At 70.1% G+C, this 12,429-nt stretch carries 13 protein-coding genes; 10 read left to right on the top strand and 3 right to left on the bottom strand.

What is annotated here, in order from left to right; translation table 11 throughout:
- Positions 1-709: 709 nt before the first annotated feature.
- From C6361_RS29425 to C6361_RS29395, 7 genes are all read left to right on the top strand, one after another.
- Positions 710-1,153, top strand: a complete 444-nt coding sequence (locus C6361_RS29425; protein WP_107271260.1) for a YbaB/EbfC family nucleoid-associated protein — start codon at positions 710-712, stop codon at positions 1,151-1,153.
- 3 nt (positions 1,154-1,156) lie between these two features.
- Positions 1,157-1,471 carry a type VII secretion target gene (locus C6361_RS29420; RefSeq protein WP_107258801.1) on the top strand — a complete coding sequence of 105 codons (315 nt, stop codon included), beginning with the start codon at positions 1,157-1,159 and terminating at the stop codon, positions 1,469-1,471.
- 10 nt (positions 1,472-1,481) lie between these two features.
- Positions 1,482-2,186: a WXG100 family type VII secretion target gene (locus tag C6361_RS29415; protein ID WP_107258802.1), complete on the top strand. Its 705-nt coding sequence runs from the start codon at positions 1,482-1,484 to the stop codon at positions 2,184-2,186.
- Between the two features lie 302 nt (positions 2,187-2,488).
- Positions 2,489-2,995, top strand: a complete 507-nt coding sequence (locus C6361_RS29410; protein WP_159079539.1) for a hypothetical protein — start codon at positions 2,489-2,491, stop codon at positions 2,993-2,995.
- A gap of 48 nt (positions 2,996-3,043) precedes the next feature.
- On the top strand, positions 3,044-3,802 hold the full coding sequence (locus tag C6361_RS29405) for a hypothetical protein (protein WP_159079538.1): 759 nt from the start codon (positions 3,044-3,046) through the stop codon (positions 3,800-3,802).
- A complete protein-coding gene (locus tag C6361_RS29400) occupies positions 3,792-4,112 on the top strand; it encodes a hypothetical protein (protein ID WP_107258805.1) in 321 nt (106 codons plus the stop codon). Before C6361_RS29405 ends, C6361_RS29400 begins: the two co-directional genes overlap by 11 nt.
- Entirely contained in the window at positions 4,109-4,453 is a 345-nt protein-coding gene (locus tag C6361_RS29395; RefSeq protein ID WP_159079537.1) for a co-chaperone YbbN, read from the top strand. Before C6361_RS29400 ends, C6361_RS29395 begins: the two co-directional genes overlap by 4 nt.
- Before the next feature lie 24 nt (positions 4,454-4,477).
- Here the strand turns inward: C6361_RS29395 and C6361_RS29390 are convergent, their stop codons facing one another.
- On the bottom strand, positions 4,478-5,059 hold the full coding sequence (locus C6361_RS29390) for a TetR/AcrR family transcriptional regulator (protein ID WP_107269713.1): 582 nt from the start codon (positions 5,057-5,059) through the stop codon (positions 4,478-4,480).
- 68 nt (positions 5,060-5,127) lie between these two features.
- Between C6361_RS29390 and C6361_RS29385 the strand changes: the two genes are divergently transcribed.
- A complete protein-coding gene (locus tag C6361_RS29385) occupies positions 5,128-6,264 on the top strand; it encodes a hypothetical protein (RefSeq protein WP_234359080.1) in 1,137 nt (378 codons plus the stop codon).
- Here the strand turns inward: C6361_RS29385 and C6361_RS29380 are convergent.
- The gene (locus tag C6361_RS29380) at positions 6,211-7,332 is read right to left on the bottom strand and encodes an amidase (RefSeq protein WP_107258809.1); all 1,122 of its coding nucleotides are present in this window, start codon (positions 7,330-7,332) and stop codon (positions 6,211-6,213) included. The two genes, C6361_RS29385 and C6361_RS29380, sit on opposite strands and share 54 nt — an antisense overlap.
- A gap of 187 nt (positions 7,333-7,519) precedes the next feature.
- Between C6361_RS29380 and C6361_RS29375 the strand changes: the two genes are divergently transcribed.
- Positions 7,520-8,026, top strand: a complete 507-nt coding sequence (locus C6361_RS29375; RefSeq protein ID WP_107269712.1) for a DUF402 domain-containing protein — start codon at positions 7,520-7,522, stop codon at positions 8,024-8,026.
- 82 nt (positions 8,027-8,108) lie between these two features.
- Positions 8,109-8,699 (top strand): DinB family protein, encoded by a 591-nt coding sequence (locus tag C6361_RS29370; RefSeq protein ID WP_107269711.1) that lies wholly within the window; start codon positions 8,109-8,111, stop codon positions 8,697-8,699.
- Positions 8,700-8,882: 183 nt separating this feature from the next.
- Here the strand turns inward: C6361_RS29370 and C6361_RS29365 are convergent, their stop codons facing one another.
- Entirely contained in the window at positions 8,883-12,386 is a 3,504-nt protein-coding gene (locus C6361_RS29365; protein ID WP_159079536.1) for an NB-ARC domain-containing protein, read from the bottom strand.
- Positions 12,387-12,429 lie beyond the last annotated feature (43 nt).

Here is a 12,429-nt window from a genome sequence, read left to right as displayed (position 1 = left end):
CGCTGTCTCAGGGTGCTGTTCACCGGACCTCCTCGACGCTGACGACCACTGATCGACGCGCATGCATGTCTGCCAAAGGGCCAGTATCGATATCGACCGACCGCACTGTCAACGACTTCCGGAAATGTTCCGGAAACAATCGAGGGGCCGGGATGTCGATGAATGCATGTTCGGGCAGGTAGCAGAGGCGTGTGACCGGGCGACCGGGCCTGGCGGCGGGGACGACGCTCGGTCGTGTCCATCGTCGACGCGACAGGTACCGAAACATCCGACATAGATTCTCTGCGGAATGCCTCTGCGTTTGGCCGGAATGGTAAGGCTGCCTCGACGGGCGCTGTGGTCGGCGTACTCCGTCACCCCGACCGCTCTTGTCGCGCTGGCCTCGGGACCTGGTCGCACGGCGATGGCACCGCCGCGTAGCCGAAACCGAGTTCTCGGACGGTACGGGTCGCCGGTCCACTGCGCTGCGTCGCCCGTCGGGGAGGGTTCGTCGAGGAGTCGGACGGTGCCGAGGGGACCGGCCGCGATCGCCGGACGTGCCCGCCGGCCGGGGCACCGTGGCTCCCGTGCCGGGGCCCGGACTGCGACCGGCTGGTGTCGCTGACACCACTTCGGACGGCCGTGGCGGTGCGGTACGGCCATGTGATCAACTGTGCATGTCGTTGTTAGACTTCGGCAGGTCGTCGAGCGGCGAGCGGGGGTGGCGGCCATGGCGGGGATCCCGGACGGCGAGGCGTTTCTGGATCCGGACAGCGCGCGTGACTATTTGCGGTCGTGGAAGCAGCGCGTCGAGGCGATGGCGGCGAAGACGCAGGCCATGAGCGACCAGATCGGACAGCTGCGGGCCAGTGCGCGGGACGGCAACGGGCTGGCCGAGGTGACGGTCGACTCCACGGGCGTCCTGGTCGACCTGAAGCTCACGGAGCGGATCCACCGGTTCGATCCGGAGGTGGTCGCGCGGGCGGTGATGTCCGCACTGCGTCAGGCGCGGGTGCAGGCGGCCGATCGCTCGCGGGAGATCGCGATCGAGACGATGGGGCCTGACTCGGTGGCGGCGCGCACGATCGGTGATCGGATGCAGCAGTTGCTCGAGCGGTCGGATTCCACCGACGGCGTCCCCGGGCCGCCCGCCCCGGGGCTGGGCAGGGGATAGGCGATGGCCGACGCGTTCAACGTCGACCCCGCGCAGTTGCACCGGCATGCGGCCAAGGTGCTGGCGGTGCGGGACCAGCTGCAAGCGATCAAGGGCGCCAGCCGCGCGATCTCGCAGAACGACGAGGCCTACGGGTTGTTGTGCGGGTGGATCGCCGGGATTCTCGAGGCCCGGCACCAACGGCAGGACGCGCTCTACGCGTACGTGGAGGAGAACCTGTCGCTGGCGTCGGAGGCGTTGACCACCGCCGCCCGGGCGTACGAGTCCGCTGACCGTTCGTCCTCGGACCGGGTGCGCCGGTCCGGCGGAATGGGGTGAGGTCGCCGTCATGGTCGCCGACAACGCGCTGGTAGCCACGCCGACCTCGTCGCGTACGGCGTGGACGGGGTCGTCGCTGGCCGAGGGGTTCCAGGGCCTCCACCAGTCGGTGAACAGCGGCTCCTGGGTCGACGGGCTGCTGGCCGGCGGGGCGTTCGCGATGGAGGCCGCGGCCACGGTGATCGATCCGTTCAGCGCCCTGCTGGCCAACGGGCTCGGCTGGGCGATGGAGCATTTCGAGCCGCTGCGTGAGGTGCTGGACAAGCTGACCGGTATCCCGGACCTGGTCGTCGCGCACGCCGAGACGTGGAAGAACATGGCCGGTGCGCTGCAGACCATGGCCGAGGACCTCTATTCCAGCCTCGCGTCGGATCTGCCTGACTGGGGCGGCAGCGCGGCCGAGGCGTACCAGAGCAAGATGGCCAACAACGTCGACGGAATCGGCGGTCTCTCCGTGCTGGCGGCGACGATGGCCTCGGCGACCCAGGCGGCGGGCAACCTGGTGCAGTTCACCCGGGACATCGTCCGGGATCTGATCTGCGATCTGGTCGCCCGGGTGATCGTCTGGGCGGCGGAGGCGTTGCTGATCGTCACGATTCCGGTGGTCGCCGCGCAGATCGTGTCGGCGGTGTTGAAATGGGCCGGCCGGATCGCCAGCTACACCAGCGCGCTGATCACCAGCCTTACCAACCTGAAGACGCTGATGGGCAGCTGAGCATGAGCGCGACCGGAGTTTCCGTACGACTGGGGGCGTCGTCATGACCGAGCCGGCCATTCGCCTCGCGGCCGAGGGTTGGTAGGGCGCCGATGGCCAGAGGCAGCGGGGGATCCCATACCGGCACCGACACTCCTTCGACGACCCGTACCGGGGACGACGGTGACGCCGCGCCGTCACCGAGGAGGAGCTCCGGCGGGAACGCCAGCAGTGTCGACGGGGGCCAGGCGGCCGTACAGGCGGCGTTCGAGGCCGGTCGGGTGGGCAACGCGAGCGCGGCCGGTTCCACCACCCGGGCGCCGGTGAACAGCACCATCACCGGCGAGCCGCTACCGGAGGGCTACAAGTACGACGACAACGGGCGGCTGCACGGGCCGGACGGCGGGTACGCCAAGGACCCGACCGCCCCGCCTGGCGCGCACAACCGCGACACCGAGTACCCCGGCGGCTACCGCGAGTCCACGCACGACGAGATGGCCCGCAGATACACCGTGGAGGGTGCGGTCGCCGGAGAGTGGCCGCGCTCGCCCGGCGGTCAGCGGGTGCCCAAGGAAGACCTGACCTGGCTCGACGACAACGGTGAGGTTATCGACGTTCCAGAGGGCGACGCGATCACCTACGAACACAACAAACCAGTGGTGCAGGACTGGAACGAGAATGGCCGGTTCAATACCAGGCAGTATCGAAATGACTGGTACAATAACGTCGATAATCTCCAGCCCATGCTGCGGTCGGAGAATTCCAGAGGCGGCGCGACATTGGGGTTGAGATACGAGCAGGAAACGGGCGACGGATATACTGCCTCCTGATGTCCGACCCCGAGGACGCGTAGCTGCCGGTAACCGAACTGGAGTGTCGTGACCGATATCGCCAACATCGTCCAGGGCTTCAGCGGCGTGCGCCCCCTACCGGGGGTGCAGGATGCGTGGACCTGGTCGCTGGGCACCATGTTCACCTACGGACTGGCCCTCACCCCCGACGGCGCGCACGCGGTGCAGATGAACGTGCGCGGCGAGGGGGACGAGGAACTCATGGCCAGCGTCCTGTCCTTCGCCCGGGAGCGCAGCACCGAGGTGCTGGCCGCCGTGCCGTTCGCGGTTCTCGAGGGTTACACGCCACCGGAGGGCTCCAATTACGAGTTCGACACGGTCGGCGCTGTGATCCCCGCCGTCTATCGGCTGCACAAAAAGATTCCCGAACTCGCCGAGGTCACCTATCAGGTGTTTCCGGCATGGCGCTGCGAGTTCTCCGGTCGCGAGTCGCAGATCGAGGCGGTCGACCGGTTCAACAAGTTCCTGGAATCCGCCGACATCCACCGCCTGCCGAGACCATTCCTCAAGATGCGTTTCGACAACCCGAAGACCGGCGGCGGCAGCATCGGCAGCGAACTCGGCCTCGCCAGGACCGACCTGCTGTACAGCGAGTTGCGCAAGCTCGATCAGGCCGAGGGCGCGTGGATCGACTTCCAGAACTTCCAGAACAAGCTGCGCCGGGCGTACTGGGAGGACGGCCTACGGCTGGCCTCCGAGGGCGGCGAGGGTCGGGAGATCGAGCTGACCGACCTGCTGCTGTACGCGCACAGGTTCCTCACCGAGGGCGTCGACGATGAATCTTGACATCGAGGACCGGGACCCGATCGACGACGCGACGGAGGCCGACATCCGGGCCGGGATCGACCGCCTGGACAGTCGTGGCCCGCGGTTCGCCGTCCTCCGGATCCGGCCGCACTACTACATCCAGACCTACGCGCTGGACGACGGCCGGCTGGACGTGGACTACCGCGAGGGTGGCCCCGACCGGGCCTACGCCGCGCCGTTTCCGCAGACCAAGGACGCGGTCACCGACGCATTCCTCAGTTACCTCTACGACGACAACCGATGGCGGACCGCCTTCGAATGGAAGCGTCAGCCGGAGGAGGACCTATGAGCTACGTCGTTCCGGTCACCGACGCGACCTACCGGGCCCGGGTCGTGGAGAGCCCGACACCGGTCCTGCTGGTGTTCCTGCCCTCCGGCGGCGAGGTTCGGCGGGCGTTCGCCCCGGTGCTCGCCGAGGTCGCGCAGCGTCTGGGTGACGGGCTGCTGGTCGCCACGGTCGACGTGGCCACCAACCCGGTCACCACCCGGGCCTGGGGCGTGACCCAGACCCCGACCTCGGTGCTCTTCGACCAGGGCGTCATGCAGCGCGTGCTTCTCGGGGTACGCCCCGCCGACCGGCTCGTCGAGGAGATCGAACAGGCCGTCGGACCGAGCATCGCTACGCCGTAGAGCCCAGGGCAACGCCCGCCGTGTTCAGGCGTGGCCGCGCACGAGTGGCAGGAAGACCTCGTCCACGATCTCGACGAGTACCTCGTCGGGCACGGAGGGGACGCCGCGCGTCGCGTACTCGGCGCGCAGCAGCATCATCGGTGTCGTCGCCACCCGGTGGCGTGCGGCGGCAGCGGGTGCCTCGCCCCGGGCTGCGGCGCGCTCCAGCATCGCCAGCCAGGCCCGGTCCATGGTGTCCGCGCCGGACCGCTGCCGCATGAGGGTCAGCAGTTCGGGGTCGTCGGCCGCGGCGGCGAGCAGCCCGCGCAGGATCGCCCCGTGCGGCGACGACCACGTCTCGTTCGCCCGCCGCAGCATCTCCAGCGCGTCGTCCCGCAGGGTGCCCGTGTCGGGGTTCGGCATCACGGCGTCGGAGAGGTGGCGGTACGCCGCGATGCCCAGCGCCGCCCGGTGCGGCCACCGGCGGTAGATGGCGTTCTTGTTGGTCCCCGCTCGGGCGGCGACCCGGTCCATGGTCATCCCGGCGTAGCCCGACTCGCGCAGCTCCTCCGCGGCAGCGTGCAGAATCGCCCGCTCCAACTCCTCGCCCCGGCGCCTCGTGCCCATGCCTTGCAGGGTACTGCACGTACCCTATAGGGTACGCGGCGTACCTTACGAGTGAGGAGAGTCGTCCGATGCGCGTCTTCGGCATGAACTACGACACCGGTTTCGTGAGCGCCGGCTCCACGACGCACGAGCCGTTCGACCCCGAGAATGTGCGGCGCGACCTGCGCGTCATCCGCGACGAGTTGCACTGCGACGCGGTCCGCGTCACCGGCGGGGTGCAGGACCGGCTCGAACTGACCGCGCGACTCGCCGCCGAGGCCGGGCTCGAAGTCTGGTACTGCCCGTTCACCAACGGCCTCGACCGCGACGCGCTGATGGCGTTCGTGCTCGACGGCGCGGAGCGGGCCGAACGGCTGCGGCAGAGCGGGGCGTCGGTCGTCTACCTCACCGGCTCCGAGATCGCCATGTTCACCGACGGCTTCCTGCCCGGCCGCGACCTGGCCGAGCGCATGGCGCTCTTCACCGACCCGATGCGGCTGCGGGAGGCGGTCCCGGCCGCCCGCGCCGCCGTGCACGACTTCCTCGCCGAGGCGGTGCCCGCGGTGCGGAAGCGCTTCGGCGGGCCCGTCGGCTACGCCTCGATCCCGATGGAGGCCGTGGACTGGGCACCGTTCGACATCATCGCCAGCGACGCCGGATACCGTGACGTGACCAACGCCGCGGCGTTCCCGCAAACCCTGTCGGCCGCGGTGGGACAGGGCAAGCCCTACGCCGTGACGGAGTTCGGCTGCTGCACGTTCCGCGGCGCGGCCGACGTCGCGGGTCGGACCGAACCGGTGACGTACGACGAGCACGGCCGCGCCGCGAGCCTCACCGCGGAGCTGGAGCGCGACGAGGAGGGCCAGGCCCGCTACGTCGTGGACCTGCTGCGCGACTACGAGGCCGGCGGAGTCGAGGCGGCCTTCGTGTACACCTTCGCGAACCGGCACCTGCCGACCACCGGCGACCCGGAGCGGGACTTCGACCTGGCCGCGCGCGGGATCGTCCGGGTACTGCCGGACGGCTCGTGGACGCCGAAGGCCGCCTTCCACGCCCTTGCCGCGTACGGCCGCGCGGGCCCTGCGCTCGGGGCGCATCGACAGTCGGTCGATGACCCGACCCGGCCGCGCCGGTCGGATGATCCGAGCCGGCACGGCTCGTCGAGCTCCGTGCTAGCGGGCCGGCTGAAGTGCGCGTTCGATCGCGAGCCCGGTGGCGCAGAGTAGATTCTCGCCGCCCACGGGGCCGACAAGTTGCATGCTGACGGGCACGGGAAGGCCGGGTGACGGTACCGGCATCGCAAGCGCGGGAACGGCGGCCAGGTTGAGCGGCGCGGTCAGCTGCGTGAGTGGGAAGCCCGCGAAATCCGATAGCAACGGCGGCGGAGCGACCAGGGTCGGCAACGCCAGCACGCCCACCTCGTCGAGCGCGGCCGCGACCTCCGACCGCCACCTCGCGCGGGCAGACATCGCCCGGCGTAACCGGTCCGCACCCACGGCGCGGCCCGCGTGCAGGCCGTCGTTGACGAAGGTACCGACGCCCTCGGCGTCCAGCAGCGTACGGTGTGCCCGCCACAGTTCAGCCAGGATGATCGTGCCGAAGGCGCCGTAGGTCGCCTGCCATCCGGGCAGTCGCACCTCGCGGACGGCGATCCCGGCCGCGCCCAGTGCGGCGTCGACGGCGTCTTCGACCGCGGGGTCGACGCCGTCCATCCGCAGTCGACCGACGAGGCGGGCCGGGCGCGGAGCGACCGTGAAGCCCGGTTCCAGCAGGCGCATTCCGGTGACGACGCCGGCGACGTCACGGGCCAGCGGGCCGACAGTGTCCAGACTGGGCGACAGCGGCCAGACTCCTGCGGTCGACACTCGGCCCCAGGTCGTCTTCAGTCCCACGATCCCGCAACACGCGGCCGGGATCCGCACCGACCCACCCGTGTCGGTGCCCAGCCCGACGTCCGCCTCGCCGCTGGCGACCGCTACCGCGCTGCCACTGGACGAGCCGCCGGGGATGCGATCGGGCGCCAGCGGATTGACCGGAGTACCGAACACCGCGTTGTCGCCGACCGGGCTGACGCAGAGTTCGGTCAGCGTGGTCTTCCCGACGATGAGTGCGCCCGCCGCCCGCACACCGGCCAGGCACCCCGCGTCCGTCCGGGCAGGGCTCGCCCGGGCACGCACCGCCGCGCACCCGGCCGTCGTGACCACACCGGCGATGTCGATCGCGTCCTTGACGGCGACCCGGAGACGCCCGTCCGAGTCGGCCGGTGACCCGAAGCGCGTGATCCAGGTCGTCATCCCGGTCAAGATACGACGCGTCGGCGGGTGACAGCACCCGATCGTCGTCGGCAGGCGGTCAGTGACGCGTGTGATCGGGCCGCTCCGCTTCGGCCGACCCGGCTCATCGGTCAGCAGACAGTACGCCCCGGAACCGTCCCTGGGCGCCGGGTCGCGGCGGTACTCCGTCCGTCCCTAACCTGTTCCCATGGGCGCGGACCAGGACGGCGGGAACGTGCGGCTCTGCAAAATCAAGCGCCCTGGGGGCGTCTTCTGGTTCGAGCTTCAGCAGGTCCGTCAAGACCGTGACGGGACCTGGCTGCGGGGCGCTGCCGGTTCGCCATGGGGCGCCCCGCATGACAGCGGCGTCCTTCCGGTATCCGTCGTGGTGCTGCTCGCGGCGGGCCGGCCATGGGTGGCGTGGTGGGTCGACGATCCTGCTGATCCACGGCTTGAGATCGACGTGTGCCTTCCGCCGGAGAGCACCGGGGTGGGCTGGCGGTATGTCGATCTCGAACTCGACCCGGTGCTGCACCGGCGGGACTCGCGGGTCGAGATCGAAGACTGGGACGAGTACGAGCAGGCGTGCCGCGACGGCTGGATGAGTGCGGATGACGCCAGGGTCGCGCGGTCCACGGCCGAGGACCGTGCCGGGGCACTCCGGCGGCGGGACGAGCCCTGGCAGGAACGCGGATGGCAGATGCTCTCTCGATAGATGCCGGCTCCTCCGGCGGACCCCTGATCCTGCGAGTGACTCCTCGTACGGTGGCTCGGGCTGATAGGGAAGACTGGCAGCCATGGCTGATCTGAGCGATCCGAAGGCTGCGCTGCACCACTACCTCCGGGCGATTCGCGAGAACCTGATCTGGAAGCTCGACGGGTTGAGCGAACGCGAGGCCAGACTGCCCCGCACCGCGACCGGCAACAACCTGCTGGGAGTTCTGAAGCACTGCCTCAATGTCGAGGCCGGCTACTTCGGGCCCACCTTCGGGCGGGAGTTCCCGACGCCTGAGGAACTGGTCCCGTTGCAGGCGTTCGAGGAGGACCCGCAGGCGGACTGGTACGCCCGGGAGGACGAGACGAAGGACGGGCTGATCGACCTCTACCGTCGGGTCGGGGAGTTCGCGGATCAGACGATCGAACAGTTACCGCTCGACGCGCCTGGGCGGGTGCCGTGGTGGCGGCCGGGGCAGGATGTCGTGACGTTGCAGAGGATCATCGTCCACGTGATCTGCGACCTCGCCCGGCACGCCGGTCACGCGGACATCATGCGCGAGCAGCACGACATGGCGATCGGCTTGCGGCGGGAGAGCAGCAACCTCCCCGACGACTACGACTGGCCGGCGTACGTCAGCAAGCTGACGAAGCTCGCCGACCGGTTCGGTTAGCGAACGCGCCCGGGCCCACCCGGGTGCGGTTCCGGTCGGCTACAGGACGGAAAGCGGCCCGGTGGTGGAAGCCGCCCGGTGGTCAGGCGGCGATGGTACGTCCGAAGGTCAGGCGACCAGCCACCACAGGGCGCACGACGACTTTCGGCACCGCACAGGCTCTCTGCCGGTGGGTGAAAGCCGTCAGCGACGGGGTTGCCTCCGCGACTTCACGGGCCGGGTACCCTTCGCGGCCTGCCGGATCACGGGCGCGGCGGGTAGGAAGGAGAACGCGTACACCCCGCGGCGGCCAACGGCGTAGAAGTCGAGCGATCCGGGCCGCCAGGCACAGTCGAACAGTGCCCCGTCGACGCGCATGGAGGCCACGTTTTCGAGCGTGTCGAGGTCGTGTACCCGCAGGTCACCCCCTTCACTGGCGGTCAGCAGCCACCTGCTGTCGCTCGACACGGCGGCGGCGGTCATGCCCGAACCGGCGTCGAACTCGGCGCGGGCGACGATCCTGAGCGTCCGGGCGTCGAAGATCCGCACGAGCGATCCGGTCAGACAGACCAGGCGGGCGTCGTCGGGGCATCGGACCAGCGCCGCGACCGGCGGGCCCTGCGCCACCGGTTGCGGCGGCCGGCCGGTGCGGAACCGCCAGGCGAGCACCGCACCGTCGCTGCCGCCGAGGACGAGCAGGTCGTCGTCGACCAGAAAGGCCGCCGCCTTCACCGAATCCGTGTGCCTGTACTGGGATATCTCGATGTCGTCGCGGAGGGAGGAAAGGAGGACGTCTCCGTACAGCCCCGTCCAGGCGACGAGGTCTCCCGACGGGGAGGTGAAGCAGGTGTCGAGGGACTGGCGATCGTCGACCGCGGTACGCTCCTGCGCCGTCCAGACCGATCCTTGCCGCCGCAGGATGTACGGCCGCAGGATGGCGACCGCTGCCAGGGCGTCGCCACCGGAGCCGTAGGCGCAGCTTCGGACGGCGGTCTCCGCCCGCCAGATGTTGACCGTCTCGCCGTCGGCCGTCCAGAACCGTAGGGTGTGATCGTTGCCGGCGGTGACGATCTCCCTGCCGTCGGGCGAGACGCTGCATCCGTTGACCCAGTCCACGTGCCCGTCGGCGGACTCCCCGGCGATCAGGGCCGTGTTCCACACCCGGATCATGCCGTCGCTTCCGGTCGAGACGAGCCAGCGGCCATCCGCGGAGAGTACGCAGCAGGTGACCCAGCTGGTGTGCGCCGGCACGACGCTGACCGGTCGGCCGGTGTCGGCGTCCCAGGTCCGGATCGTCCCGTCGGCGCCGCCCGAGATGATCCGGTCACCGCTAGCCACCAGCGTGTTGACGAATCCGACGTGCCCGACCAGCGTCAGCGGCCCGTCCGCGCCCCGTCGAGACACCCGGATCTCGTCGTCGACCCCGGTCAGGGCCAGGTAGGAAAGCTCCGCGCCCACCGCCATCGCCTGCACGACGGCGGAATCGTCGTACAGGTAGGTCGCCGAGACGCCTTTGGCGAGGTCGTGGAGGAGTACCGTCCCGTGTTCCGACGCCGTGAGCACGACCGCGTCGTCGACGAAGGCGCACTTCACGAGCGCCTCCCGCGCGAACCGGTGCGAGTAGAGCTGCTTCCCGGAGGTGACGGCGGCGACGGAGAGAACGCCGTGCTCGTCCACCGAGGCCACCCGGGTGGAATCCGGTGACACCGCGCAGTCGTGCACCTTGCCGCTGTGCAGTCGCAGCGTGCGCGTCTCCCGGCGACGATCCGCGTCCCAGATCCGTACTGTCGCGTCGGTGCCGGCCGAGACGATCCACGCCGCGTCCGCGGTGACCGCCACCGCGTTGATCTCGCCCTCGTGTCCGGGCATGAGGCCGAGTGTCGTGCCGGTCGCCCGGTCCCAGACGCCGACGACGCCCCGATGGCTGCCGGAGACGATCCACGCCGTGTCCGGCGACATCGCGCAGCAGCTCAGCCATCCGCCTCCGACGGCGATCACCCGGTCGAGGCTGGACGGGCCGATGTCGGGAAGCGGCCACCGCAGGCCGATCCTCGCCCGCGAGGCACCGCTGGCCGCCGTGTAGGCGCGCACCGCGGGGGCCAGCTCGGGTACGCCGTCAAGTCGGGAGGTCAGCACGTCCCGGAACGACTCCGGTGGCGTCGTCGGGGTCAGCAGGTGGGCGCTCTTGGACAGCCGCGCCAGCAACAGCCCGCTGTATCCGTCGCCGGCCCGTTGCAGGTCGGCTTCGACGGCGGCCACGCCCACGCCGACGGTCTTCGTGCCGATCCACTCCAGGTGCGACGCGACAGCGGTCAGCTCGGCGCCCAGGCCCGCCTCGCCGAGGTGGTAGCAGAGGTGTCGCCACAGGTAGTCCTCGTCGGCCGGGAGCCGCCACCACGGTGTGGGGCGCTGCCGGGAGCCGCCGACCAGGTCCCTTGCCGAGACGACCAACTGGGCGTTGACCTCACGGAGGGCGGCCGGCGCCAGCCGCTGGCGCAGGTAGCCTCGCAGCACGTCGTGCAGCCGTAGACCGTCGGGTGCCCGCTGCACGAGCGACAGGTCCGCCATGGCGCCGCGGAGGGACTCCGCCGTCGCCGCGGTCATCTCCGCCGTCCGCGCCCACAGCATGTTCGTCGTGGCGTCCGGTATGGAAACGTCCTCGGGGAACGCCCCGAGCTCCTCGTACCGCCGCTGATGGTCCACCGGCAACAGTTCGAGGCTCGCCCGTACGGTGAGGTCGACCGCCCGCTCCCGAGCGGCCAGTGTCGTGACGTCCAGCGCGGCCGGGCCGCCTGCCGTCAGTTGCTCGACAACCGTTGCCGTGGCCGCGCCCACCGCCTCACCCCGCTGGACCCGCCACCGAACCGCGCCGTTCACCAGGGCCAGCAGCAGTGGCCAACGGCCGGTGAGCGCCAGCACCCTCGTCGTGTCCGCCGCCGGGATCCCGTCGATTCCCCGGGTCAGCAGGTCTGCCGCCTCGCTGCGGCCCATCTCGTCGACCTGCACCCGGTGCGCGGCCTCCGGGAGCAGCCGGGCTACCCGGGTCGTGATCAGCCGCTTGCAGCGGGTGCCGCCGGCCAGCAGCGGGCGCAGCTGCTCCTCGTACCAGACGTCGTCGATGATCAGGAGTACCGGCTCGCGCTTGTCCAGCTCCCTGCCGAGCCACTGGCCGGCCTGCTCGGGTGTGACGAGGCCGGGCCGGTTACCGGTCAGCTGCTCGGTGAGATCGTTTATCGCGTCGGCCAGCTGGGGGCCGGACATCGACTGCCCGACGGTGATCCACAGTAGCCCGCCGGTGAACCGCTCCCGCAGGCTCGGCAGCAGCGCCGCCTGTCTCGCCAGGGTGGTCTTGCCGAAGCCTCCGGCACCATAGACGCCGGTCAAACCCACGGACTTCGTATCCGTGTCGAGCAGATGCGCCCGCAGTCGCGATATGAGGTCGGGGCGATCGATCAGCAGCTCGTCGGGCATCGTCGCGGCCCACGGTGCCGAGGTGACCGGTGTGGGCGTCGTCGCTGCCGGCTTCTCCTCCTTCCGGTACCGGAGCGCGTCGAGTACAGCCGTGATCACACCGATCGCGAAGATCACTCCGAAGATTATCCACACCGAGAATTTGAAATGAGCATTCGCCGTGACCACATTGACCAATCCGCTGGCGAGCAGGGTCAGGAACGTGATCACCAGCGCGAATGTCAGCGAGCGGCGCACTCGGCCTCCACCGGGAAATTCGGCCAGGCCGTCCACTTTATAA

Source organism: Plantactinospora sp. BC1 (assembly GCF_003030345.1).
GTDB lineage: Bacteria > Actinomycetota > Actinomycetes > Mycobacteriales > Micromonosporaceae > Plantactinospora.
This window is presented reverse-complemented; position numbering and strand designations above follow the sequence as displayed.

Excerpts from the sequence above, each read along its gene's own strand:
- C6361_RS29425 (WP_107271260.1), top strand. The coding sequence starts at position 710 with ATGGCGGGGATCCCGGACGGCGAGGCGTTTCTGGATCCGGACAGCGCG.
- C6361_RS29420 (WP_107258801.1), top strand. The coding sequence starts at position 1,157 with ATGGCCGACGCGTTCAACGTCGACCCCGCGCAGTTGCACCGGCATGCG.
- C6361_RS29415 (WP_107258802.1), top strand. The coding sequence starts at position 1,482 with ATGGTCGCCGACAACGCGCTGGTAGCCACGCCGACCTCGTCGCGTACG.
- C6361_RS29400 (WP_107258805.1), top strand. The coding sequence starts at position 3,792 with ATGAATCTTGACATCGAGGACCGGGACCCGATCGACGACGCGACGGAG.
- C6361_RS29395 (WP_159079537.1), top strand. The coding sequence starts at position 4,109 with ATGAGCTACGTCGTTCCGGTCACCGACGCGACCTACCGGGCCCGGGTC.
- C6361_RS29390 (WP_107269713.1), bottom strand. The coding sequence starts at position 5,059 with ATGGGCACGAGGCGCCGGGGCGAGGAGTTGGAGCGGGCGATTCTGCAC.
- C6361_RS29385 (WP_234359080.1), top strand. The coding sequence starts at position 5,128 with ATGCGCGTCTTCGGCATGAACTACGACACCGGTTTCGTGAGCGCCGGC.
- C6361_RS29380 (WP_107258809.1), bottom strand. The coding sequence starts at position 7,332 with ATGACGACCTGGATCACGCGCTTCGGGTCACCGGCCGACTCGGACGGG.
- C6361_RS29375 (WP_107269712.1), top strand. The coding sequence starts at position 7,520 with ATGGGCGCGGACCAGGACGGCGGGAACGTGCGGCTCTGCAAAATCAAG.
- C6361_RS29370 (WP_107269711.1), top strand. The coding sequence starts at position 8,109 with ATGGCTGATCTGAGCGATCCGAAGGCTGCGCTGCACCACTACCTCCGG.